Source organism: Kluyvera sp. CRP, assembly GCF_019930565.1.
Classification (GTDB): Bacteria; Pseudomonadota; Gammaproteobacteria; order Enterobacterales; family Enterobacteriaceae; genus Kluyvera; species Kluyvera georgiana_A.
Window position 1 is genome coordinate 3549288 of sequence record NZ_CP082841.1, and the last position, 25712, is coordinate 3574999.

Sequence of the window (25712 nt, forward strand, 5' to 3'; positions counted from 1 at the left end):
CTGGTTAAGTCATAAGGCTATGCCAAAGAGTAGCAAGCCTGTCCGCAAACTTCAGTATTTACTTTAACTTATTATATACACGCGCTAAACGACCGCTGCCGCTCACCTGTACGGGAGACTCATTGGCTGCGACAAAGGCGGATTCACCCGGTTTCAGCACCAGACGCTGACCGTTTTTACTGAGTACCGACTCACCTTCCACGCAGAAGACAATCGCCGCGCCGTCCTGAGCGAGGCTGGCTTGCTCTGCGGACAAATCGTGCAGGGAGAACGCGAAATCATCGACCGGAATCGGGAAATCCAGCTCGGCGCCGTGCTGAGTCGGTTGGGTGAGCAGTTCGTTCGCCGGTTTGGCGGTGAATTTGACGTTGGCGACCAGCTCCGGAATATCAATGTACTTCGGCGTCAGGCCGGCGCGCAGCACGTTGTCGGAGTTGGCCATTACCTCAAGGCCGGTGCCACGCAGGTAGGCGTGCGGCGTTTCGGCAAACAGGAACATCGCATCGCCTGGGTTCAGTTTGACGATGTTCAGCAGCAGCGGGGAGAAGAGGCCGCTATCGTCCGGGTAGAACTCGGCAATCAAGCGGATGGCGTCCCAGGCGTCGCCCTGTTGCGTTTCCAGCGCGGTACGCAGCACGCGCAGGGCGTGGGCTTTTTCTTCTCCCTGCATATTTAGCAGGCCGGCGAAGAGGGCGCTGAGGCGCTCGCTGGTTGGTTCGGCGATAAACTGGCCGATAATCGGGTTGGCTTCAGCCACCGGCGTAAGCAGGGCGGCGATGTCAGCAAATTCGCGGAAGGCGTTCATCGCCAGGAACGGCGTCAGGGCAAAAACCAGCTCCGGCTTGTGATTGGGATCTTTGTAGTTACGCTCGGCGGCATCCAGCGGGATACCGGCAGCGTTTTCTTTGGCAAAACCCACTTCCGCGGCCACTTTGCTCGGATGCACCTGAATGGAGAGCGGCTGTGCGGCGCACAGCACTTTAAACAGGTAAGGAAGCTCGTCAAAACGGGCGGCGACTTTGTCGCCCAGTAGCGCGGTTTTGTCGGCATCAATGACATCACGCAGCGAGTGTACGGTTCCTTCGTTATCCGTTATCTTTGAGCTGCTCTTGGGATGCGCGCCCATCCACAGTTCCGCCATCGGCAGATCGTCAGGATTGGCCATTCCGTAGAGTTCCGTTAACGCAGTTTTGCTGCCCCAGGCATAGTTTTGCACTGAGTTGATGAGTTTTTGCATTATCAAGCCCTGTTTTAATGTGGATTCTTTGCGACGTATTAAAGCAAAAAAATGCGCTCTCGTATCCTCAAGAAATAAAAAGTCGTACTAGTCTCAGTTTTTGTTAAAAAATTGTGTACGATAGGGTAACTCGCTTTTAACCTGGGCAAATGGAAAGACTGCCCTTCACCACATCATCAAAGCTGTAAGTGAGAGCACAATGTCGAATAAACCTTTTTATTATCAGGATCCTTTTCCGTTAAAAAAGGACGAGACCGAATATTATCTGTTGAGTAACGACTACGTTTCCGTCGCAGAATTTGAAGGGCAGGAAGTCCTCAAAGTTGCCCCGCAAGCGCTGACGCTTCTCGCCAAACACGCCTTCCATGACGCCTCCTTCATGCTCCGTCCAGCGCACCAGCAGCAGGTGGCGGATATCCTGAACGACCCGGAAGCCAGCGAAAACGACAAGTACGTGGCGCTGCAGTTCCTGCGTAACTCCGATATCGCGGCCAAAGGCATTCTGCCAACCTGTCAGGATACCGGCACCGCGATCATTATGGGTAAAAAGGGGCAGCGCGTGTGGACCGGTGGCGGTGATGAGGCGGCGCTGGCGCGCGGGGTTTACGATACCTTTATCGAAGACAACCTGCGCTACTCGCAGAACGCGCCGCTGGATATGTACAAAGAGGTCAACACCGGCACCAACCTGCCGGCGCAGATCGATCTCTACAGCGTGGATGGCGATGAATATAAATTCCTGTGCATCGCTAAAGGCGGCGGCTCGGCGAACAAAACCTATCTTTATCAGGAAACCAAAGCGCTAATCACCCCAGCGAAGCTGAAAAGCTATCTGGTTGAGAAGATGCGCACTCTCGGCACCGCGGCCTGCCCGCCGTACCACATTGCCTTTGTCATTGGCGGTACGTCGGCTGAAGCGACGCTGAAAACCGTCAAGCTGGCCTCGACCAAATACTATGACGGCCTGCCGACCGAAGGTAACGAGCACGGTCAGGCGTTTCGCGATGTGCAGCTCGAAAAAGAGTTGCTGGAAGAAGCGCAGAATCTGGGCCTCGGCGCACAGTTCGGCGGAAAATACTTCGCCCATGACGTTCGCGTGATCCGTCTGCCGCGTCATGGCGCTTCTTGTCCGGTAGGGATGGGCGTCTCCTGCTCGGCTGACCGTAATATCAAAGCCAAAATTAACCGCCACGGTATCTGGATTGAAAAACTGGAGAACAACCCAGGCAAGTATATTCCGGAATCGCTGCGTAAAGCCGGTGAAGGCGAAGCGGTGAAGGTAGATCTCAACCGTCCGATGAAGGAGATCCTGAAGCAGCTTTCTCAGTATCCGGTCTCGACGCGCCTGTCGCTCAGCGGCACGATTATCGTGGGGCGCGATATTGCGCACGCCAAGCTGAAAGAGCGTATGGACAAAGGCGAAGGTCTGCCGCAGTACATTAAAGATCACCCGATCTACTACGCGGGCCCGGCAAAGACGCCGGAAGGCTACGCTTCTGGCTCTCTCGGCCCGACCACGGCAGGGCGTATGGACTCCTATGTTGACCAACTGCAGTCTGAAGGCGGCAGTATGATCATGCTGGCAAAAGGTAACCGTAGCCAGCAGGTAACCGACGCCTGTCATAAGCATGGCGGTTTCTATCTGGGCAGCATTGGCGGACCGGCGGCGGTGCTGGCGCAAAGCAGCATCAAGAGTCTGGAGTGCGTGGAGTATCCTGAACTGGGGATGGAAGCGATCTGGAAAATCGAAGTGGAAGACTTCCCGGCGTTTATCCTCGTGGACGATAAAGGCAACGACTTCTTCCAACAGATTCAGGCGTCACAGTGCGCCCGCTGCGTGAAGTAATCTTTTAACCGCCCTTCGGGGCGGTTTCTATTTGTACCATAATCATCTTAGCCTGCTTGGGCAATGTCAGTTCACAATGACATATCAGGTTTAACTAGCTCTAACTGCCGACCCCTCATATCCATCGTGTAGCGATTTAGATATCGCCTGGCGTACTGCTGCCGGAAGCGTGTATCGAGTACGGCCATTTACGGCCGTGCTGCAGCTGCGTTAAATAATGAAAGTACCAGTTAAGGGGACTGCATGTGTTATCCAGGGGCTGCGTGCTATGTGAATGAATTTAGTTGTTAGATTACAATTTTTAAATATGGTTGTTTTTTGCAATGCATAAACGATAGCGCGTGTTATAAAATATTGTGCACGCATATATTAATGGTTATTTATATGGGTTTGGCACTATCCAACTTTTTTGAACCTTTTATAAAAGATAATTAGCATGAAATTGAATAATTCAGGTATTAACCTTTTTTTTCATAGGAGCAGAGGAGCATATAACCTTGTGCAAAAAGGAAATAAAAGTGAAATTAACTCTGATAGTTTTATTGGCAAAATAAAAATTGTTGAAAACACACCAGTTGAACCGGTTTTTCCTGGCGCTCGTAAGCCTTCTACATTTTCTAACTCATTCGAAAATGTAAAGCCGCATAAACTTTTTCGTGGCATTAGGTGTTGGTTTGCTGAATTTAAAACAGGAAAACATGCTGTTAATATTGATGAGGATATTATCTATAAGAGGGTTAACCGAATTATTAACAAACTGACTGAAAAAAATAATAATGTTGCGTTACTGAGCTTCGACAAATCCGCACATAGTGCAATTGTTATACATCATAGTGATGGTATGTTTAGTATGTATAATGTTTCGGGTGAAGATAATGAGGTGCGTTATATTAAAAATGGTCGGTATGGACTTGCGAGTAATATTTTAAATGAGATGGCGAATTGGAATGACATGCTCCAGGATGAGAATGTGATATTCCTTCCGAACCTGAATGTTGAAAATATTGAGGATCATATTAAAAACTTTGGGGATCATAAGTTTAATGTCTTAACTCATAATTGTTCAAAATTTGCCGCTAAAGCGCTACTGGCTGGATTTGATAATGACAATAACCACAAATTTGCACATGATAGAAAATGGCAAATGCCAGCGAATACGCTGGAGTTAGCAAAGGAGATCGCATTTAAAAGTGCTCAGAAGAAGGATAAATACACGGGCTGAACCGATGATGCTCGCCCTGTAAGGGGCTAAGTTCACCGCACCACGCAGCGGGGAGAGAAAAGGTGGGCCGGGAAACTAAATGCCTGGTTTTCGTCGAGGGTGTCAGGTGTGCGATCAACTACAATAAAAGCGGCATTAAAAAACCCAGCTATGTGGACGGGGTTTTGTTAGATGTGGTCAATATGTGGATGTGATGCGAAATAAATTGTTTTGTTTCAATATGATATGATTTTTGTGTCACTTCACAATCACTTTGAATTCAAGGAGAAAGTAATGACAACGTCACGCCGCGAAAGCGATTCTATGGGGCCGATTGAGGTTCCCGCCGACAAACTGTGGGGCGCGCAAACCCAGCGATCCCTTGAGCATTTTCGTATCTCCACCGAGAAGATGCCGCTTTCGTTGATTTACGCCCTGGCGCTGACCAAGCGCGCGGCGGCTAAGGTGAACCAGGATTTAGGTCTGCTGAAGGCCGACAAAGCTGGCGCTATCATTGCGGCAGCGGATGAGGTGTTGAACAACCAGCATCCGGATGAGTTTCCGCTGGCTATCTGGCAGACCGGTTCGGGCACGCAGAGCAACATGAACATGAATGAAGTGCTGGCAAACCGTGCCAGCGAGCTGCTGGGCGGCGAGCGTGGCATGTCGCGATTAGTGCACCCGAATGACGATGTGAACAAAAGCCAAAGTTCTAATGATGTGTTCCCCACGGCGATGCACGTGGCGGCGGTGATTGCGTTACGCGAACATCTGCTGCCGCAGCTGGCTGTGTTACAGGAAACGCTGCGTGAGAAATCCGGGCGTTTTCGCGATATCGTTAAAATTGGCCGTACCCATCTGCAGGATGCTACGCCGCTCACTTTGGGCCAGGAGTTCTCCGGCTGGGTCGCGATGCTGGAGCATAACCGTCGCCACCTGGAACAGAGTCTGCCACATTTGAGCGAACTGGCGCTGGGCGGCACGGCGGTGGGGACCGGGTTGAATACGCATCCAGAATACGCGGTACGGGTGGCGCAGGAGCTTGCTGCATTGACGCATCAACCGTTCGTCACCGCGCCAAACAAGTTTGAAGCGTTGGCCACCTGCGATGCGCTGGTGCATGCGCACGGCGCGTTAAAAGGGCTGGCGGCCTCGCTGATGAAAATCGCCAACGACGTACGCTGGTTGGCTTCCGGCCCTCGCTGCGGTATCGGTGAACTGTCGATACCGGAAAACGAGCCGGGGTCATCCATTATGCCGGGTAAAGTGAATCCGACTCAGTGTGAAGCGATGACCATGCTTTGTTGCCAGGTGATGGGCAATGATGTGGCGGTCAATATGGGAGGAGCCTCGGGTAACTTTGAACTGAACGTTTATCGACCGATGATTATTCATAATTTCCTGCAGTCGGTACGTTTGCTGGCGGATGGCATGGAAAGCTTTAACGAGCACTGCGCGGTGGGCATTGAACCTAACCGCGAACGTATCGACCAGTTGCTTAACGAATCGCTGATGCTGGTGACGGCACTTAACACGCATATTGGCTACGATAAGGCGGCTGAAATTGCTAAAAAAGCGCATAAAGAGGGGCTGACGTTGAAGAATGCGGCGCTGACGTTAGGGTATCTCAGCGCCGAAGAGTTCGATCGTTGGGTACGTCCGCAGGATATGGTCGGCAGTCTGACGGATAAGGTTTAATCGGTCGCCAGCCAGAGGTGGAGTCGGGGAATTATCAGCCGTAGCGGCTGCGCCTCGGGTTTGTGGCGATACTGTACGTTATCGGCGTCATAGTTTAACAGCTCGCCCAGGTCAGGTACGCTGACGCCATTGCGACCGGAAATCACCGCAATCAGTGGGCTGGGACAGGCGTACTGCACTTGCTTTTGTTCGCCCGCGTACCATACGCGGGCAATCGGCTGTACCCTCACCGGACGCTTAATCTTCAGCCTGGCTTTCTGCGGCAGGGCGGCAATATCCTGATACTCACGTTCCAGACGCGCTTGCCACTGCTCCCGGGTCCACGGCGGGACGGCGCGCGGCGACTTCAGGCTTTTCTCCAGTTGCGTCAGCACTTCATCGCGCGTCAGATTCTTGATGATATGTTTATTCGCCCAGCCAAAACGAATCGTGCTCGGGTCGGAGAGCAGCGCAAGCGAGCGGTAGGCATTGAGCGTAATCAGCCCGGGGATGTAGCGATGCACCCATTCGAAGCGCGACACGGGCGGTAGGCCGGAATCAACGGTGATGATCTTTTCCAGTTCAGCCTTCAGGCCGTTAATCTGTTGCACTCGGGCGCTTATCGCCTCGTGTTGCTCGCTGCTGGCCTGCAGGCAGATGGCGCCCGGCAGGCGCACTGCCGCTTTACTGCTGCGGTTTTCTGACTGCTGCTGGATAAACAGATGGCTAAAATGCTGGAGCGCCATGGCAAACGCTGTCTGCCCCAGATGCTGTTGTACCTGAATCTGCGAGAGCGGCGCGTGTTCAGACTCTTTACGGACCTCAGGCAGCACAAAAATGCGCGCTGTCAGCAGACGGCATGCCGACAGTTCGTTACGCAGTTCGGCAAGGTTGCGCTCAAGCTGGCGAAAAGTATCGGTGAGTCGTTCAACGAGATCGTAGCGGGTCACGGTAGTTGTCCTGATTAATTAGTTACAACATACTAAATGTATAGTCACTATAAGCCAGGATGCGGCACCGTGCAAACCGCGGTCAGCTAGCCGCGGGCAGGGAGATGTGGTGGTAAATCGGCCACTGTAAGCTGAAGCGCGCACCGCCAAGCGGACTGCTATCGCAGCTCGCGTGGCCGCCCATCGCAGTGGCGATGGAGTGAACAATCGCCAGACCTAAGCCACAGCCGCCGGTGGCGCGATCGCGGCTGGGATCGAGGCGCACAAAAGGTTCGAAGACGCGTTCGCGTTCTTCAGCGGCAATGCCGGGGCCATCATCGTCCACCTGCAGGCAGGCCATGCTGCCGTTGAGCGTGAGGCTTACCTGAATTTTCGCCTGGCTGTAGCGCATGGCGTTATTAATCAGGTTATCGAGCACGCGTTCCATCAGGCGCATATCGAGTGCGCCGTAGTCGCCTTGCGTCAGCTGATTCAGCGTGATTTCGCGCTGCGGGTTTACCGCCTGTACGTCTTCAACGTGTGCGGCAATCCAGCCAGGGAGGTCGGGCGTGGTGAGCGACAGTTCGGTTTGCGGGCGATCGAGACGGGCATAGGTGAGCAGTTCCTCAATCAGGGCTTCGAGCTGGCCAATGTCCCGATTAAGCGCCTGTGATTCGGCTTCAGTGAGATTCTCACTCATTTCCAGCCGATAACGTAAGCGCACCAGCGGCGTGCGCAACTCGTGGGCAATACCGTCGATGAGCTGTTTTTTGCTGGCGATCAGCGCGTTGATGTTGTCGGCCATCTGGTTAAAGGCGACGCCTAAACGCTCAAAGCTCGACAGGCTGTCAAAGTGAATACGCTCTCCCAGATGTCCGTCACCAAAGCGTTGGGCGGCATTTTCCAGGCGCAGCATGTCCTGCCAGTGCGGACGCATCCAGATAAACACCGGGAAGGCCAGTGAAATAGCGATAAACGCCATTAACGCGATATCGAGCAGGCGCATCTCGTGCATAAAATAGAGATAGGGGATGGGACCGACGGCCAGCACGTAGTGGCTGCGCGGAATGCGCTGAATAAAGGTGTATTCATCGTCCAGCGCCACGATATCGCCTGCACGCAGGTGCTGCATGGCGCTTTCACCCAGCTGGAATTTGCTCAGCGGTTCAATACGTAGATCGAACGACAGGTTCAGATCCAGCTCGTTGAGGGTTTTGCTCCAGTTACGCGGGGGAATTTCGCGCAGCTCGCTACGCATTAAATAGAGTGAGCTCTTCATCAGGTCATCAAGCGACTGACGACCCGCGCGTTCGGCGGTAAATTTATAGACCAGCCCGACCAGCATGGTCATGACCAGAAAGCAGACAAACAGCAGCAGATAGAACTGCACAAACAGCTTTTTCATTTAAAACCACCGAACGTTCAATGTGTTAGCTATAGCGCGTCAACCTCCGGGGGCACCTGGGGGACACTGCTGTATCCGCCGATGCGCTGGTTCAGGAATGCTATCTGGTCACCGTCGAGCGCGTTTATCCAGGCAGAGTACACCGTATAAACCATTTCTGCATTCTCGTGACCCATCTGATTTGCAATAAACGCCGGGTTTGCCCCGGCAGAAAGCATCCAGCAGGCGTAGGTATGACGAGTCTGGTACGGACGGCGCCGGCGAACACCTGAAAGACGTATAGTTGTGTTCCACAGCGAGCTGATTGAATTGACTGAGTAGTGACTCGCTTGCTCTCCTTTAGCCTTCCTCGGCATGAAAACGAAATGCTTACTGGTGCCACGTAGCCGGGCAGCTGCGGCAAAGAACGCCGGGCGGTTGAATTCGGGGAGATTGGTTATCGGCCCCGCGATATACACGACCATTTTGCTAACCTCGTGAAAGTCAGGCATGCACACCCGCAACAAACTACCCCTGGTTTATCGGTATCGGATGTGCATGCCTCAATGACACAAAAAAAAACGTACCCACCATGATATAAGTTCTGCTTTTAATAAGGAGGGACTATGTCTCCAGATACAAAAGCATTGGTAGATGCTATAGATAGCCTACATCAATCTAGTTCAATTTTTAAAAGTTATATATTTCCTTTTATACCTGTTGTTACAACGGCACTGCTCGGTTATTTTATTGCAAGGTTCAGTTTTAAATGGCAACAAAATAAACTATCAGAAGCTATCAGGCTTAAACAAACAAATGCATTCCTTATTCAAATAAGAAATGCATTTCAAGCATTGCTGACGGAAAAGAAAAAATATTATTATTTCATGCGTAATCATTCCAATGTCACAACTCGAATTTTCCTGATTAAGGAGATAACCACTCAGTTTCCTGATGTTAAAAATGTAGAGGATATGTATTTTTTAAACCCAAATAAAATAATTTCTGGTTGGGCTGATATCGACAACATATGTAAAATGGTTTGGCAGTATAATAAATTAGTGTATTTATCTGCCGTTCGAAATGAATTGGTAGGTGAAATTGATAAGCTTGTCTCATATGATTCTAGCGGGGCTCTTGTTTTCGATTTTACTTCTTTGGACGGACCGAATAGGCTTGTTTTCGAGAAGGCGATAAAAATCACTGAAACATTTATCAAATTGTTAGACGATATTGTCATTGATATGCATAATTTTCTGAATGATATTGAGAATATAACAAATGGATTCTTCCCAAAGATAGCGGGCAAGGTGGTTATCTTTGAATTTATTGGGGAGAATGATGTTTCTCAACATATTGAACGTATATGTGAACCTGATTTTGATATCTGGGCGAATGCAATCAACGGTGACTCGTCAAGTATACGAAGGGCATATAATGAGAATAATTTATATTAAATCATACGATAAGATAATTCATAATTCGGAGTAGTTTCTTCGCTAATGTGGGATGGCAGTGATCTCCTAGCTTGCACATTAAACTGACACATCCCGGTGTCCGCCACCGGGATTCTCGCACCGTCGTGAACCATCTCGCTTTGCTGTTCTCGCGAAATTTAGGTACGCACACCCGCAGCAACCCCTTGTTTATCGGCATTGGATGTGCATGCCTGAATTTGTCAGTACCCTCTATTTTTTATGGTAGACTAGATCCATGGTTGATATACAGAACCCTGATGGAGGAGTAATGCAAGACATTAGATTTTCCTTGTCTAAAGATATAAATAATCTATGCAAGGAGAAATTGATAAAAATAGGTTACAAAATAACTCAGGAGCCTAAGATTGGTAACTATTTAATACTTTACCTCAATGCTATGAAGCGAATTATTGATCTAAGACCTAGAAAGGTTCAATTGCCTAAGGATTTTACTATTCCTATTGAACGCCTAAATGGCGTTCGAATTTTTCTACGTAAGGTTGAGTTAGGAAAGAACCTGAATTCATATCAAAGCACTCATCTGAAAAGAATTGAGTTTTATGATTCATTTTTAAATGACTTTGGCTTTCATCATTTTCACCTTGGAGAAAAATTACAGCGTCATGGTAAGAATAAAGGTTTTATAGAAAGAACAGGATATGTACTGATAGCCAAAGTAGAAAATGATGATTTTTATGTTATTGGTATTTATAAACATGGTTCTGGACACGAAGATCTTTTCTCAGATCCAACATTGATTCAGAAATGTTATGACCATTGGCCACACTTAATTGAGCCTTTTGTGTTACGTGGACTTTTAGGTGGAGACAAATTTACGCCATCCGAAAGAGCGCTTCTGCGAAAAAGCAATGTAACAGTACCGATTTCTTTAGATAACGGTCTTATTATTATGTCTCCAGGCGGCGGGACTACATGTGCAGGAACGTCAACACAAAATATAATGCACCATGATAAAATAATGAGATCGTGCAAATATTATTCAGAACAGCTTTTAAAAATACTTAAACCGCGTCTTGATTGTAGTGCTACTTTTTCTGTGGTTTCATTTTGGCATGATTATCTTGTGCTCTTTTCACTAGAAAGGTGTGTTTTTTTACACTCCCGACTGCTGTTGAATAACTCAGTAGTAAACACGTTAATAGCTAGCGGTTTCGGACCATTATACTCACATGGATGGGTTCCTTGTGATTTGAATAAAATGACACTTGCTTTTTACCAATATCATCAGCCTGTAACAGGGATGGATTTTTTATGTCCTTTTCAGTCACTGGTAAAAATAAATCGCATTTCGTAATCCGGTGCGGTTTCTCCGTTAACGTGGGAAGGTCGTGATCCCCTTACTTGCACATTAAGCCGACGAATCCCGGTGGAACACCACCGGGATTCGATCCTTTTGTCAAGGTAAGAGTGGTAGAAGGGCATGTATCAAATTGCTCACCTTCTGGTCATCAAAATTCGTACAGCTATTGCTGTCTAACTGACGTTAGTTGGATAAAAATACGGCTTTTTGATGTGCATCTAATTCAGATCAAATATTCATCATACAAACCAGGTGAGAATTAAAACCTCTTTAAATCAATTTGATGCATGGTGAGTATGATTAAGAAAGTGTTATTGATTTCGGTGATGTGTCTGCTTTCGACTTCGGCATTTGCTCGCAGCGGTTGCTGCTCACATCATGGCGGTGTGGCGGCATGCGGAAGTGATGGTTATGAGCAATGTAACGATGGGAGTGAATCGCCGAGCTGCACGTGCGCTGACTACGATAAGTCGAGTGATAACCCTGTGCAAAAGAAGCGGGGTAACGGTCTGTTCACTCAGAACCGCCAGGTGAATCCGTATCTGGAGCCAGTGACAGTTAGTTATTTGAAAACACAGGTGATTAATTGAAAACATACAAAGGCATTATTTTGCAATTTTGATGCTGTCAGCAATTGGGTGACCTGCCCCCAGTATTAGATACAACCATCAGTTAGTAATGTCGGTTTGTTTACCTTCACATTTCCCATTCCGCCACCGTGCTGCAAACTCTGATGGCGTCTGATAATTCAGTGCTGAATGTGGACGACACTCGTTATAATCCTGCCGCCAGTCATTAATGATTTTCCTGGCGTGATCGATATTGCTGAACCAGTGCTCATTCAGACATTCATCGCGAAATCGTCCGTTAAAGCTCTCAATAAATCCGTTCTGTGTTGGCTTACCCGGCTGGATTAAGCGTAACTCAACACCATGCTCAAAGGCCCATTGATCCAGTGCGCGGCAGGTGAGCTCCGGCCCCTGGTCAGTTCTTATCGTCGCCGGATAGCCTCGAAACAGTGCAATGCTGTCCAGAATACGCGTGACCTGAACGCCTGAAATCCCGAATGCGATGGTAATTGTCAGACACTCCTTCGTGAAGTCGTCCACACAGGTCAGGCACTTGATCCTGCGACCGGTGGCGAGCGCGTCCATGACAAAATCCATCAACCAGATCAGGTTTGGGGCCGCCGGGCGGAGCAACGGCAGACGTTCTGTTGCCAGCCCTTTACCACGTCGTCTGCGTTTTACCCCCAGCCCGCTGAGATGATAAAGGCGATACACGCGCTTGTGATTAACATGAAGGCCTTCACGGCGCGGTAACTGCCAGATGCGGCGGTAGCCAAAACGCCTGCGCTCCAGTGCCAGATCAGTGATGCGCCCTGATAAGTGCACATCAGCCGCTGGACGCTGAGCCTCATAGCGGTAGGTCGACAGGTACAAACCTGTAAGCCTGCAGGCACGACGTTGCGACAGACCGATCGCATCACACATAAACTTAACGGCTTCCCGCTTGTGGCCTGTCGTCAGTACTTTCGCCCCAGGGCAACCTGAAGTGTCACCTTATCAAGCATGGCTTCGGCAAGCAGTTTCTTGAGTCTGGCGTTCTCTTCCTCAAGCGACTTCAGGCGCTTGACCTCGGGCTCCTCCATACCGCCATACTTCTTGCGCCAGGTGTAAAGGTGGCGTCGGAGATGGCGTGCTTACGGCAGAGCTCACGGGCAGAAACCCCGGCTTCGGCTTCGTGGAGGATACTGATGATCTGTTCGTCGGAAAAACGCTTCTTCATGAGGATGTCCTCATGTGGCTTATGAAGACATTACTAACATCTCGGTGTATTAATCAACGGGGAGCAGGTCAATGTCACCCAACAGAACAAATGATACTTCATACCTGTTCAAATAACCCATTGTATTTGTGTGTTTATTTCAGGGCGAAAAAATGGTTTATTTTTTGTGCTAACCCAAACTATTAAGTGTACAACAAATATCGCGGAGGTCTTTTTTTAATCAACAATAATAAAATAAATAAATCTAACTTATTGATTTTTATATTATAAAAAATAAATCAATTAATTGAATCCATAATGGCTGGGTAGCATATATTAATAACATGATGACTAAATTATAATTCTTTTACATCTGGTCAATAGTCGAGGTTAGAATGCGCTTAATTGTCATGCTGTTGAGCTTTATGGTCTCCACATCGATCTGGGCGGGCGATCTTGCTAAACCTACCGGTAAAGTCATTTTAACCCTGTCCGGTCATATCGAAAATACAAACCGGGATGGGAAAGCCGTTCTGGATATCGCCAGTCTTGAAAAGCTGGGGGTGGTCAGTTTCCAGACTACCTCTCCCTGGTATAATGGCCGCACCACTTTTACGGGTATTCCGCTGCAGAAACTTATGGATTATGTCGGGGCGAAAGGATCGGTCGTTAAAGTTACCGCGCTCAATGACTACACCACCATCATTCCGCTGAGTGACTTCAAAAAATACAATGTTATCCTTGCCTTAAAAATCAACGGAGAATACATGCCCATCCGTGATAAAGGCCCGCTATTCGTGGTGTATCCTTATGACAGCATCCCTGAACTGAATAACCAGGTCTATTATTCAAGATCAGCGTGGCAAGTCAGTAGAATGGATATAGAGTAGGGGTTCAGCGGAACATCATGAACAGAATACTGGCTGGCATTATATTTTTCCTTTTTGTATCTACTGGATATATCTCTTTTCTTGTCCATGAAAGACAGCAAGAGCTACAAAAACTCACGCAATACACTGATTCATGGTCTGCCGCCCAGATGGTATCAGAATATTATCGCTTTGAATCGTGGCTCGGTCTTTACACTATTGATGATGCGATGACACTTGATGATGTGCGTCTGCGTCTCGACATCATGCTCAGCCAGAGTGATTTAGTCAAAGAAGGTGATTTAGGTCATTATATAAACAACAACAAAGCGCACCATGATTTGGCGATAAAGCTTGAAGAAACACTGGATTATCTGGATGCGCATCTTGAGAGCATGAGTCGCCCGGAGCTACAAAAATATCTGAAAGTCATGCATACGTTGGATACCCCCCTTGGCCGTCTTTCATCCGGTGCATTAGACAAGGATGTCAACTCGATTAATAGCGCCAACCTCAAAATCAGGACGCTTTACTTTATTTATTCAGCAACATCTGTGCTGCTGATAATAGTCAGTGCGATCCTCGGGATTCTCATATTTTATCAGAACAGAAATATCCTCAAGGCACACCTTCAGGTGAAGAATCTTGCCGACGAGTTGCAAAAATCAAAAGAGAAACTGCAAGTTCAGAATGTAAAACTGGAGTATGACGCCTACCATGATTCTCTGACTGGGATGAACAACCGGCATTTCTTCTGGGAAAAATTAAATAACACCATTGCTCAGGCAGAAAAAAATGATGATTCTGTGACAGTGATGCTGTTTGATTTGGACCGATTTAAAGAGGTAAATGATACCTACGGACACGATGTTGGTGATATATTATTACAACAGATCTCCCAGCGTCTGGTTTCGATGAACTTTGCTTCAGAGACCTTTTATCGCTTAGGCGGCGATGAATTTGCCTTGCTCGCGAGTGGACTGACGGAGATGACAGCGGTTTCCCAGGCACAGAAAATATGCGCTGCGATTAACCAGCCTTATACCATCTATAATGCGATAATCAATATAACCACCTGTGTCGGTATAGCTATCTCAGATACTGAACACCGCTCTGACTATCTCTATAAATATGCCGATCTCGCCCTTTATGAAGCTAAAAATGAAGGTTCGAGTAAGATAAAAGTTTTCCGGCAGTGGATGTTAGACAAGCTTCAAGAAAGCAGAACCCTCGAGCATGATATGGCATTAGGGTTAGCGAATAACGAATTCGTTGTTTACTATCAGCCTATTGTCGATTCGTTTACCAGCGAAATTTACAGCTATGAAGCGCTTATTCGGTGGATCCACCCTTTGAAGGGACTCATGTCGCCAGATAGCTTTATTCCTGTGGCAGAAAAAACCGGCATGATTAACGAAATGGGAAAATCAGTGCTTGAGATGGCATGCCGGGAAGCGGCATCCTGGGTAGTGCCGGTGAAAATTTCAGTGAATGTTTCTCCTGTTCAGCTCAATAGCAAAGCTTTCGCCGGCATCGTCCTGTCGATTCTGAAAGAAACGGGGCTTCCGGCCGACCGTCTTGAACTGGAAGTAACGGAATCCTCTCTCTTTTCCGAGAGTCATGCGCCGATGAATACCCTTAACAGGCTCAGAGCTCTGGGGGTGAAAATATCAATTGATGATTTTGGCACGGGATATTCTTCACTTTCGCGTCTGAGTCGCATTGCTTTCGATAAAATCAAAATCGACAAATCTTTTGTGCATTCAATATCAGTACAGGAAGACGCCCTTAATATCATTAAGCTTATTACGGGCATGGCAAAATCCCTCAGTATGAAGGTTGTTGCTGAAGGGGTTGAAACCCGCGAACAACTGGAAAATCTTAAAGCGTTGGGCAGCGATTTCGCCCAGGGATATCTCTTCCGTCAACCTCAGCCTTATATCGATGGGGAAATCAAAAACGGTCCGCAGCATGAATAATGCGTGAAAAAGTCTGTCGCGGTCGCGATATGGTACAGTGTTTGTTGCTACGAGAACGATGACAGGTTTCTATTATGCAACAAATTGATTTCTATATGGTTGATGCGTTCAGCAGCACCACTTTTTCCGGCAATGCTGCCGCAGTATGTCCCCTGATGGAGTGGCTGCCCGACGAGACGCTGTTGAAAATGGCGAAGCAGCATAATCAGTCGGAAACCGCATTCTTCGTCGTCAGTGAGAAGGGCTTTGAACTGCGCTGGTTTACCTCTCTGGGGGAAATCAACTTGTGCGGCCATGCAACCCTCGCGGCGGCGCACGTCATCTTCGAACATCTGGATTACACGGGCTCATCTATCCATTTTGAAACCCGTTTTGTCGGTCCGCTGACGGTGACGCGTAGCGGCGAATGGCTGACGCTTGATTTACCAGCATGGCACGCAGAGCCGATAACTCCGCCTCCTTTACTGTTGGATGCTTTGGGCATCAGGACATACAGGGAAGTGCGTGTCGCGCGCGATTATCTGGTCGTGTTAGAGAATCAAGAGCAGGTTGCGGCTTTACAACCGGATATTCAGGCTATGATCCCGCTGGGCAAAATGATTTGCGTCACGGCGCCTGGTGATAAGCAATATGACTTTGTCAGCCGCGTTTTTTGTCCGGGTGACGCGGTACCGGAAGATCCGGTGACCGGTTCTGCACATAGCATGCTGATTCCATATTGGGCAGATAAACTGCAAAAGACACCGATGCTGGCCTATCAGGGGGGAGAGAGAGGTGGAGAGCTACGCTGTCGACTTGAGGGCGATCGCGTCTTTATCGGCGGACAGGCAACGACTTATCTGACAGGTAAAGTGTTTCTGCGCCAGGACGAGCATGCTGTTGGTAAGAAGGCCCTGGCAACCTTAAAATCAGCAGGTTGTCCTTAACTGTTGCCTGGCGTAATTTGTTTCTTTCCGACAGGTATGAATGAGGTTGCTATGCAGGCTTTACTGATTATCGATATGCAAGGTTTTGTTCCCGATCGCATTGCGGGAGGGATGGCCTATTTTCCCGCCAGCAGTATCGACAATATGCGCGCGACGATTGCGGCATTTCGGGCAGCGGGAAAACCGGTCCTGCATGTTCGCCATGAAACCCTCGAGCCAGGTTCGCCTCTGCAACGCGATAGCGCCCATTTCCAGCCCGTTATTGGGTTTGAAGAACACGCGGGCGAGCCTGTCTTTATAAAAACAACCTCGTCGGCGTTCAGTTCTACCGATCTTCACGGCTGGTTACAGCGCGCGCAGATTAGCGATGTCGCGGTGATTGGCGCAGTGGCGGGTTACTGCGTTAACTCTACCGTGCGCATGGGAGCAGACCTTGGGCTTTCCATGACGGTGATTCGCGATGCGGTGCTGAGCTTCCCGCTCGAGAATGCGGAAATTAGCGCAGAAGAGGTCTATCGCGTGACGCTAGCGTTGCTGGAAAACGGCTTTGCCAGCGGGATAAATACGGCTGAACTTCAGCTGAGCAACCATTAAATATAGATAATGCTGCCATTGGGCGAAAAAGGCGTCAGGTGGCAGCATATATGCGCTGTTTTTGATGATGATGGTGAGCGCGTCCTCGAGGGTTATAGTTTTACAGGTAGCATAAAATCCTGTTGACTACTCCCAGGCATGCGGCGCGAACAGATAGCCTTTATTACGCACGGTCTTAATGCGATATGGCTCGGTCGCGCTGTCCTGTAGTTTCTTGCGTAGCCGGGAAATCGCCACGTCCACGCTGCGATCCATCCCGTCGTAGCTGACGCCGCGCAGATTTTTCAGCAGTGCGTCGCGGTCCATGATTTGCCCCGCATGAGTCGCGAGCTCCCACAGCAAATCGAAATCGGCGGTGGAAAGGGCGATGCTTTCACCGCTCAGCAGGACCTGACGGTTCACCGGGTCGATGACCAGCGTACCGAAGCGAATGGTTTTGTGCGGCGTCAAGGCAGGTTGCGCGGCGACCGTTTGACTCCCGTTACCCGGATTTTGTCGTAGGTGAAGACGCAGGCGCGCCAGCAGCACGGCGGGCGGGGTCGTTTTGAGAATATAGTCGTTCGCGCCCATTTCCAGTGACAGAATATGATTCATGTCGCTATCCAGAGAAGTGAGCAGTACGATAGGGCCCGCCCATTGACCGCGCAGATCGCGGCAAAGCGTCATGCCATCTTTACCCGGTAACATGATGTCCAGCAGCACCAGATCCGGATTTTCACGGGCAATCGTCGCTTCGGCATTATCGCCCCGCGGCTCGACCACCACATCCATATCATGCTTGCCCAGATAGGCGGCGATCAGCGCCCCTACATCCGGATCATCCTCAACATAAACGATCTTATTCATGACTCTACGCACTGGCTGACAAAACGGCTACGATACACCGCGCGCAGCTTTGCCGCCACAAAAAAGGCCGCAGGGATCCCCCCTGCGGCCTCGTTCGGGCGCATGCCGCCACTGCGGCGGAAATGACGCCCATCTCGCGATTATTTCCGACTACGCCAGTGACTCACTATCAGGCTGACCAATACGCCAGCGATGACGGGAGCGGCAAGATCGTGCCAGAAAATAACGGCAAACTGCATCAGCGTCATATAGCCGCCTTCTGTTGCAATGGCAACGGTTCGCGGCTATCCTTGAACTGTTGGGTTTCAAGAATCGCCCCCTTATGTTGCCCGGTTAACGCCGAACAATGTGCGGGGGTTTTCTTTTATCCAGCAACAACGCCGCCGGGGATCAAGCCCCCGCAACACTGCGCCTCACCGGAAAGTCCGGCTTGCCGCGAATTCTACAATCTTTTGCCCAATGCGCTTTGTCCATCCTCTTTAATTGCGAGCACGCTTCTGAATTTTCATTCATAAAGACAACCGCTTCCGCTATGCTGGAGCAACATGTTGTTTATTGGTGAATAATAAGATGGGGTTGTTAATTAAGGCGCTGCTTGGCGCGCTGGTTGTGGTGTTGATTGGCATTCTGGCAAAAACGAAAAACTACGCCATTGCTGGGCTGATTCCGCTTTTTCCCACCTTTGCGCTGATTGCGCACTATATCGTTGCCAGCGAGCGGGGAACCGAAGCTCTGCGGGCGACCATCGTTTTTGGAATGTGGTCGATTATTCCCTATTTTCTCTATCTGTTGTCGCTGTGGTATTTCACCGGCATGATGCGCCTGCCGCTGGCGTTAGCCGGCGCCGTGGCCTGTTGGGGCGTTAGCGCCTGGCTATTAATTTTCCTGTGGGGCCGTTTTCACTAAGCGTTAGACCAGAGGCCGCCCGCCATCGACGGCGAAAGAGCGGCCCGTGACATAGCTGCTGCCGAGCAGATAATCGACCAGGTCGATTATCTCTTTCTCGCCGCCGGCGATTTTCATCAGCGATTTATTCAGCGCTTTTTGCCGATATTCGGCGTCATCATCCTCGTTAAACAGCACCAGCGCCGGGGCGATCGCATTAACCTTCACCTCGGGTGCCAGCTTGCGGGCAAACGAGCGAGTCATGTTGTCTAGCGCGGCCTTGCTGGCGGCGTAGGCGATATGCTTGTCGCTGCCGCGTTCCACCACATAGTCCGTGAAATGAATAATGTCGCTGGCTGCGTGGCCGTGTCCGCGCAGCAGGCCTTCAAGAGCATGGTTGAGCAGGTAGGGCGCATGCACGTGAATTTGCAGCATGGCGTTGAGCACCTGACTGAGCGGCGTAGATGGGCTTTCCGCCTGCCAGCCGCTGGCGTTATGGATGATGGCGCGCAGGCTGGTACAATGTGATTTCACCGCCTCGGCAAAGGCATTAATTCCCTCATCGTGGGCGAAATCTGCCTGAATACAGACAGCGCCCGCTCGCCGCATCACATCAATGGCCGGATAGTGCGTACGATAGCTGAGGATAACCGGCTGCTGTTGGGTGAGAAAATGGTGGGCAAGGGCGAGGCCGATACGGCGGCCTCCACCGGTTATCAGTACGGGGCGTGATAGCATGTTTCCCATCGTTATCTCCATATGTATTCTGCGATGGGGTGACCGCGTTACCCCATTAACATCCACGTTGCCGGCACAGCGGCAACCAGAAGTAGGCCGATTAAGGCTAATTCGCGACGCTTGAGCAGGATATTATCTTCATGCGTGCGGCGCGCATAGATAAAGACTAACAGGCCCGGCGCATAGAGTACGACCGATAGCAGCAGGTGCATCGGGCCGGACGCATATAATAACCATAAGCCATAAATGCAGGCACCGACACCAATCACTTTATGCAGCGGACGACGCGCCACCTTGAGTAAAAACGCGCCGACCAGGAAGTAAGGCACGAGGATCATCTCGGAAGCGATAGTCAGCAGCGTGTTGTAGTCAGAACCGGTCAGCCAGATTAGCACCAGGCTTGCCTGTACGCTCAGGTTGGTGAGCCACAGCGAGGCGGCAGGGGCGTTATTCGCGTTCTGTCGGGCGAAGATTCGCGGGAATGCTTTATGCGTGGCAGCCAGCAGCGGCACTTCCGCTGCCATAATTGTCCAGCTCAGGTAGGCCCCGCAAACGGAGACAATCAGCCCGGCGGCAATCACAATTTCACCCCAGGAACCCATCATACGCACCATCAGGCCCGCCATTGATGGATTGCGCATCTCTGCCAGTTCAGGACGGGCAACCACCCCCATTGACAGCAGCGTGACCAGCAGATAAACCCCCAGCGCGGAAATCACGGCCAGCAGCGTCGCGCGGCCAACATCTTTTTTATTGCGGGCGCGCGCCGACACCACCACCGCGCCTTCCACGCCAATAAACACCCAAAGCGTTATCAGCATAGTGTTTTTCACCTGTTCCCACACCGGCACGCCAAGGTCGATACCGTGGAAATCCAGAGTAAAGGTCTCGCTTTTAAAAGCGATCGCCGCCAGCACGATAAACAACCCCAGCGGTACCAGCTTGGCCAGCGTCGCGGCCAGGTTGATGCTGGCAGCCGTCTGTACGCCGCGCAGAACCAGAAAATGAACCACCCAGAGCAGCACCGAAGCCCCGACAATGGATTGCCAGGTATTACCGTCGCCAAACAGGCGCAGTTCAGGCGTATCGGTAAAGAAACTGAGGGCGGAGAAAACAATCACCAGATAGGAGACGTTGGCAATCACCGCACACAGCCAGTAACCCCATGCGGAACAAAAGCCGATCAGTTCCCCGAAACCTTCGCGCGCGTAGGTAAAGATACCGCCGTCAAGATCCGGACGGATGCGGGTCAGTACCAGCATGGCGATGGCAAGGAACAGAATGCCCACGCCGGTGATAGCCCAGCCAATCAGCAGTGCGGCGGGGCTGGCGACCTCGGCCATGTTTTGCGGCAGGCTGAATACGCCCGCACCGAGCATTGAGCTCAGAACCAGAGCCGTCAGGGCGCTAAGCCCTAATTTCTTTTCCATGAGAATCCTGTCGTGGAAGGCGAAGAACAAGAATATTTATTTGGCGAAATCGCATAAACATGGAGGATTGCGCTGAGGCGGCGATTTTACGGAGAGCGATGCATACATGCAACAATGTATAAAAAGAAATGAATAAAAAAGGCGGCTTACGCCGCCTTTTGCTGTTGCTTACTTGTACAGGTCGGCGCTGATGGTGACGTTGCCGCCGCGCTCCTGCCATTCACGGGTAATGTGGTAATACTTAGCGCCTTTCTTAGCGGCGCGTTTTGCCACCTGATAAGACACTTCGGTCATGTTGCCGTAGTTACCGGTGAACTTGATGCTGTCGAACGGAATCATCTGTGCGGCAGTGACTTTGTTCAGTTCTTCGACTTTCGTACCGTCAGGAAGCGTGACACTGTAACGCCCACCCTTGGTGGTCTGTGTTTCGAAGAAACGGCCTACGCCGGTGCCCGCACCGACGGCGGCGGTTGTCGCTACACCCGGGATCTCAACCTGTTTCGCTGCTTCGCCGCCTTCTGCCAGCAGTTTACGTCCGGCGTCAGAATCTGCCGGAATGGCATCCGGGCTCTGCAATACGCGTTTTTCCGCATCGGCTTTATAGATGTAGGCGGTAATACGCTGGTTACCGCCGTCGTTCGCATCAACCTGACGGACGATAAAGAAGGAGGCGGCGCCTTTGGCTTTGGCGGCCTTGGTAATAGCATCGTTCACTTCCGGCTGGCTGCGGTAGAAGCCCTGAACGGTGACGGTGTCGTAAGGCACCAGCGCAACGGCCTGGTCTTTCGGCAGTTCCATCACGCCATTGATGATGCGATTTTTCGGAGCGTCGGCTTTCGGCGCGTCTTCTTTATAGAGATCTGCCGTGACGCGCCAGTTGCCGCTGTTGCCGTAATCAGAGGTATCGACAACATAGAAAGAGGCTGCGCCTTCTTTGTCCGCTTTGCGGGACATGGCGTTGACTGCATCGCCAATGGCGGTATAGCGACCGGTGATCACCACGCGGTCATAGGGCTTCAGTGCGGACGCTTGCTCCGGGGTCAGCTCGGTGGCTGCATGAGCGGACATTGCCGCGGCAGACAGCATGGCGGACACGAGGAGGGTGTTCTTAAGCTTCATAAAAATAATCCTTCGCCTTGCGCAAACCAAATTCGGGTCATGTTGTTAACGGGAAAACGTCTGATTATGGCATTGAAATGACGCTACTGTCTGCGTCATTTTTAACTTCAGATGCGAACCCGGTGACGGTTTTGGATAACTTTTCCTGATATGTTGAAAAAACGGGCGCTTGACCGGAAAAAGCGGTCAACCATATGACTTTTTTAAGTTAATAGAATGTTAACCGCGCCGTCTTGCCCGCGAAAAATCATGTTTTCCCACGGAGAAGAAGCGAATTATGGGGCTCGCTACTCAAATCGGGGCAAATATCGCTGTTTGTAGCGGCTGGAACTCCTTATTTGGCATTTAATGCAAAAATAGTGTTTTTCGGCGCTAGATCACAATCGGTATTTTCAGTAGGTTATAGACAGTTTGTTACTGTTTTATTTATTCAGGTTGTTCGCCTGTTAGGTCACTTACGGGTTACCCGCAACAAACTGACAAAACGGCAAACCATTAAATAAGAACCGATATAAGGGAATAGTTATGCGTATTGGTGTACCAAAAGAAAGGTGGGCCCAGGAAACGCGAGTCGCAGCAACGCCGAAAACGGTTGAGCAGCTGCTGAAGCTCGGTTTTAGCGTGGCCATTGAAAGTGGTGCAGGAAAACTAGCCAGTTTTGATGACGAAGCATTTGTGCAGGCTGGTGCAGAGATTGTATCAGGCGATGATATCTGGCAATCCGACGTTATCCTCAAGGTTAACGCGCCGCTGGATGAAGAAATTGCGCTGCTGAACCCGGGTACGACGCTGATTAGCTTTATCTGGCCGGCACAAAATGCTGAGCTGATGGCAAAATTGGCTGAGCGGAATATTAACGTCATGGCGATGGACTCCGTGCCGCGTATTTCCCGTGCCCAATCGCTGGATGCGTTAAGTTCGATGGCGAACATTGCGGGTTATCGCGCTATCGTCGAAGCGGCTCACGAGTTCGGTCGTTTCTTTACCGGCCAAATCACCGCGGCGGGGAAAGTTCCACCGGCGAAAGTGATGGTGATTGGCGCGGGCGTAGCGGGTCTTGCCGCTATCGGCGCGGCGAACAGCCTTGGCGCGATTGTGCGTGCGTTCGACACCCGCCCGGAAGTGAAAGAGCAGGTGCAGAGCATGGGCGCCGAATTCCTTGAGCTGGACTTCAAAGAAGAAGCCGGCAGCGGAGACGGTTATGCCAAAGTGATGTCAGAGGCGTTTATTGCCGCTGAAATGGCTCTGTTTGCCGCGCAGGCAAAAGAGGTCGACATCATCGTTACCACCGCGTTGATTCCGGGCAAACCGGCGCCGAAGCTGATTACCCGCGAAATGGTGGATTCCATGACGCCGGGGAGCGTCATCGTCGACCTGGCCGCGCAAAACGGCGGTAACTGCGAATACACCGTGCCAAATGAAATTTTCGTCACGGCAAACGGCGTGAAGGTGATCGGCTATACCGATTTGGCCGGACGCCTGCCGACGCAGTCATCTCAGCTGTATGGCACCAACCTGGTGAACCTGCTGAAGCTGCTGTGCAAAGAGAAAGACGGCAACATCACTATCGATTTTGATGACGTCGTGGTGCGCGGCGTGACCGTCATCCGCGAAGGCGAAGTCACCTGGCCGGCACCGCCGATTCAGGTTTCGGCACAGCCGCAGGCAGCGCAGAAAGCCGCGCCAGCGCCAAAAGAGCCGGAGAAACCGGTGTCACCGTGGCGTAAATATGCGCTGATCGCGCTGGCCATCATTCTGTTTGGCTGGCTGGCGAGCGTCGCACCGAAAGAGTTCCTCGGTCACTTCACCGTGTTCGCGCTCTCCTGCGTAGTGGGTTATTACGTGGTGTGGAACGTCTCGCATGCATTGCACACGCCGTTGATGTCGGTCACGAATGCTATCTCAGGCATTATCGTGGTTGGCGCGCTCCTGCAGATTGGCCATGGTGGCTGGGTAAGCTTCCTGAGTTTTATCGCGGTATTGATCGCCAGCATTAATATTTTTGGTGGTTTCACCGTCACTCAGCGCATGCTGAAAATGTTCCGCAAAGGATAAGGGGTAACAAATGTCTGGAGGATTAGTTACAGCTGCATACATTGTTGCCGCAATCCTGTTTATTTTCAGTCTCGCCGGGCTTTCCAAACACGAAACCTCGCAGCAGGGCAACTACTACGGCATCGCCGGTATGGCGATTGCCCTGATCGCGACCATCTTCGGGCCGGATACCAGCAATGTGGCGTGGATCCTGCTGGCGATGATTATCGGCGGCGCGATCGGTATTCGCCTGGCGAAGAAAGTGGAAATGACCGAAATGCCGGAGCTGGTCGCGGTGCTGCACAGCTTTGTCGGTCTGGCCGCGGTGCTGGTGGGCTTCAACAGCTACCTGCAGCATGAAACCGGTATGGAGCAGATTCTGGTCAATATTCACCTGACAGAAGTGTTCCTCGGTATCTTTATCGGTGCGGTCACCTTTACCGGTTCTATCGTGGCGTTCGGCAAGCTGTGCGGCAAGATGTCTTCGAAGCCGCTGATGCTGCCAAATCGTCACAAGCTGAACCTGGCGGCGCTGGTGGTTTCCTTCCTGCTGATGGTGGCTTTCGTGCGCACCGACAGCGTGGGCACTCAGGTGCTGTGCCTGCTGGTGATGACCATTATCGCGCTGGCTTTCGGTTGGCACCTGGTGGCATCTATCGGTGGGGCAGACATGCCGGTAGTGGTCTCGATGCTGAACTCATACTCCGGTTGGGCGGCGGCGGCGGCGGGCTTTATGCTCAGCAACGACCTGCTGATCGTCACCGGTGCGCTGGTGGGTTCTTCCGGTGCCATCCTGTCTTACATCATGTGTAAGGCGATGAACCGGTCGTTCTTCAGCGTTATTGCGGGTGGTTTTGGTACCGACGGTTCCTCTACCGGTAGTGATGAAGAAGTGGGCGAGCATCGCGAAATTAACGCCGAAGAAACCGCTGAAATGCTGAAAAACTCCCACTCGGTAATCATCACCCCGGGGTATGGCATGGCGGTGGCGCAGGCACAGTATCCGGTAGCGGAAATCACCGAAAAACTGCGCGCGCGCGGTATCAAAGTGCGCTTTGGTATCCACCCGGTTGCCGGGCGTCTGCCGGGCCACATGAACGTGCTGCTGGCGGAAGCGAAGGTGCCTTACGACATCGTGCTGGAGATGGACGAAATCAACGATGACTTTGCTGACACCGATACCGTACTGGTTATCGGCGCGAACGATACCGTTAACCCGGCCGCGCAGGACGATCCGAAAAGCCCGATTGCTGGCATGCCGGTTCTGGAAGTGTGGAAGGCGCAGAATGTTATTGTCTTCAAGCGCTCCATGAATACCGGTTACGCTGGGGTACAGAACCCGCTGTTCTTTAAAGAAAATACTCAGATGCTGTTCGGCGATGCGAAAGCTAGCGTGGATGCCATTCTGAAAGCGCTGTAATCACCGCGTATAAAATGAAGGCCGCCATTCTT

The 25712-nt window shown here is 50.9% G+C and carries 21 protein-coding genes and 1 pseudogene; 12 read left to right on the plus strand and 10 right to left on the minus strand.

What is annotated here, in order from left to right; genetic code table 11:
- Positions 1–58 precede the first annotated feature (58 nt).
- Complete coding sequence (gene manA / locus K7B04_RS16840) at positions 59–1237, minus strand: mannose-6-phosphate isomerase (RefSeq protein WP_223802554.1); 1179 nt, start codon at positions 1235–1237, stop codon at positions 59–61.
- 199 nt (positions 1238–1436) lie between these two features.
- Here manA and fumA point away from each other — a divergent pair, with 199 nt between their 5' ends.
- From fumA to fumC, 3 genes are all read left to right on the plus strand, one after another.
- Positions 1437–3083: a class I fumarate hydratase FumA gene (gene fumA, locus K7B04_RS16845; RefSeq protein ID WP_167575929.1), complete on the plus strand. Its 1647-nt coding sequence runs from the start codon at positions 1437–1439 to the stop codon at positions 3081–3083.
- Positions 3084–3519: 436 nt separating this feature from the next.
- Positions 3520–4305, plus strand: coding sequence for a hypothetical protein (locus tag K7B04_RS16850; RefSeq protein WP_223802555.1), 786 nt, complete (start codon positions 3520–3522; stop codon positions 4303–4305).
- 273 nt (positions 4306–4578) lie between these two features.
- Positions 4579–5982 carry a class II fumarate hydratase gene (gene fumC, locus K7B04_RS16855; RefSeq protein ID WP_163449504.1) on the plus strand — a complete coding sequence of 468 codons (1404 nt, stop codon included), beginning with the start codon at positions 4579–4581 and terminating at the stop codon, positions 5980–5982.
- Here the strand turns inward: fumC and tus are convergent.
- The 3 genes from tus to K7B04_RS16870 form a co-directional block, all read right to left on the minus strand.
- Complete coding sequence (gene tus / locus K7B04_RS16860) at positions 5979–6911, minus strand: DNA replication terminus site-binding protein (protein ID WP_163449505.1); 933 nt, start codon at positions 6909–6911, stop codon at positions 5979–5981. The two genes, fumC and tus, sit on opposite strands and share 4 nt — an antisense overlap.
- An 82-nt stretch (positions 6912–6993) precedes the next feature.
- Complete coding sequence (rstB, locus tag K7B04_RS16865) at positions 6994–8295, minus strand: two-component system sensor histidine kinase RstB (RefSeq protein ID WP_163449506.1); 1302 nt, start codon at positions 8293–8295, stop codon at positions 6994–6996.
- A gap of 29 nt (positions 8296–8324) precedes the next feature.
- Positions 8325–8759 carry a tyrosine-type recombinase/integrase gene (locus K7B04_RS16870; RefSeq protein ID WP_223802556.1) on the minus strand — a complete coding sequence of 145 codons (435 nt, stop codon included), beginning with the start codon at positions 8757–8759 and terminating at the stop codon, positions 8325–8327.
- 141 nt (positions 8760–8900) lie between these two features.
- On the opposite strand from K7B04_RS16870, the gene K7B04_RS16875 reads away from it, so the two are divergent.
- On the plus strand, positions 8901–9731 hold the full coding sequence (locus K7B04_RS16875) for a hypothetical protein (protein WP_163449258.1): 831 nt from the start codon (positions 8901–8903) through the stop codon (positions 9729–9731).
- 289 nt (positions 9732–10020) lie between these two features.
- Positions 10021–11067, plus strand: a complete 1047-nt coding sequence (locus K7B04_RS16880) for a hypothetical protein (RefSeq protein ID WP_163449259.1) — start codon at positions 10021–10023, stop codon at positions 11065–11067.
- Positions 11068–11741: 674 nt separating this feature from the next.
- Here K7B04_RS16880 and K7B04_RS16885 read toward each other — a convergent pair.
- Positions 11742–12861 (minus strand): annotated as a pseudogene (locus K7B04_RS16885) (IS3 family transposase).
- Positions 12862–13235: 374 nt separating this feature from the next.
- On the opposite strand from K7B04_RS16885, the gene K7B04_RS16890 reads away from it, so the two are divergent.
- From K7B04_RS16890 to K7B04_RS16905, 4 genes are all read left to right on the plus strand, one after another.
- Positions 13236–13730: a molybdopterin-dependent oxidoreductase gene (locus tag K7B04_RS16890; protein WP_163449573.1), complete on the plus strand. Its 495-nt coding sequence runs from the start codon at positions 13236–13238 to the stop codon at positions 13728–13730.
- Between the two features lie 17 nt (positions 13731–13747).
- Complete coding sequence (locus tag K7B04_RS16895) at positions 13748–15688, plus strand: EAL domain-containing protein (RefSeq protein ID WP_223802557.1); 1941 nt, start codon at positions 13748–13750, stop codon at positions 15686–15688.
- A gap of 74 nt (positions 15689–15762) precedes the next feature.
- The gene (locus tag K7B04_RS16900) at positions 15763–16614 is read left to right on the plus strand and encodes a PhzF family phenazine biosynthesis protein (protein WP_223802558.1); all 852 of its coding nucleotides are present in this window, start codon (positions 15763–15765) and stop codon (positions 16612–16614) included.
- Positions 16615–16665: 51 nt separating this feature from the next.
- Positions 16666–17208 carry an isochorismatase family protein gene (locus K7B04_RS16905; RefSeq protein WP_223802559.1) on the plus strand — a complete coding sequence of 181 codons (543 nt, stop codon included), beginning with the start codon at positions 16666–16668 and terminating at the stop codon, positions 17206–17208.
- A 126-nt stretch (positions 17209–17334) separates the two neighbouring features.
- Here the strand turns inward: K7B04_RS16905 and rstA are convergent, their stop codons facing one another.
- On the minus strand, positions 17335–18054 hold the full coding sequence (gene rstA / locus K7B04_RS16910) for a two-component system response regulator RstA (RefSeq protein ID WP_163449569.1): 720 nt from the start codon (positions 18052–18054) through the stop codon (positions 17335–17337).
- Between the two features lie 140 nt (positions 18055–18194).
- On the minus strand, positions 18195–18302 hold the full coding sequence (locus tag K7B04_RS16915; protein ID WP_163449568.1) for a type I toxin-antitoxin system toxin Ldr family protein: 108 nt from the start codon (positions 18300–18302) through the stop codon (positions 18195–18197).
- 322 nt (positions 18303–18624) lie between these two features.
- Between K7B04_RS16915 and K7B04_RS16925 the strand changes: the two genes are divergently transcribed.
- Entirely contained in the window at positions 18625–18960 is a 336-nt protein-coding gene (locus tag K7B04_RS16925) for a GlpM family protein (RefSeq protein WP_064545630.1), read from the plus strand.
- 3 nt (positions 18961–18963) lie between these two features.
- Here K7B04_RS16925 and folM read toward each other — a convergent pair whose 3' ends face one another.
- From folM to ydgH, 3 genes are all read right to left on the minus strand, one after another.
- Positions 18964–19686 carry a dihydromonapterin reductase gene (gene folM / locus K7B04_RS16930; RefSeq protein ID WP_223802560.1) on the minus strand — a complete coding sequence of 241 codons (723 nt, stop codon included), beginning with the start codon at positions 19684–19686 and terminating at the stop codon, positions 18964–18966.
- Between the two features lie 38 nt (positions 19687–19724).
- Positions 19725–21107 (minus strand): amino acid permease, encoded by a 1383-nt coding sequence (locus tag K7B04_RS16935; protein ID WP_223802561.1) that lies wholly within the window; start codon positions 21105–21107, stop codon positions 19725–19727.
- A 168-nt stretch (positions 21108–21275) separates the two neighbouring features.
- Complete coding sequence (gene ydgH, locus K7B04_RS16940) at positions 21276–22226, minus strand: DUF1471 family protein YdgH (protein WP_163449565.1); 951 nt, start codon at positions 22224–22226, stop codon at positions 21276–21278.
- Positions 22227–22751: 525 nt separating this feature from the next.
- Here ydgH and pntA point away from each other — a divergent pair.
- Both pntA and pntB read left to right on the plus strand, forming a co-directional pair.
- Positions 22752–24281: a Re/Si-specific NAD(P)(+) transhydrogenase subunit alpha gene (gene pntA, locus K7B04_RS16945; RefSeq protein WP_223802562.1), complete on the plus strand. Its 1530-nt coding sequence runs from the start codon at positions 22752–22754 to the stop codon at positions 24279–24281.
- Between the two features lie 10 nt (positions 24282–24291).
- Positions 24292–25680 carry a Re/Si-specific NAD(P)(+) transhydrogenase subunit beta gene (gene pntB, locus K7B04_RS16950; protein ID WP_163449563.1) on the plus strand — a complete coding sequence of 463 codons (1389 nt, stop codon included), beginning with the start codon at positions 24292–24294 and terminating at the stop codon, positions 25678–25680.
- The last annotated feature ends 32 nt before the right edge of the window (positions 25681–25712 follow it).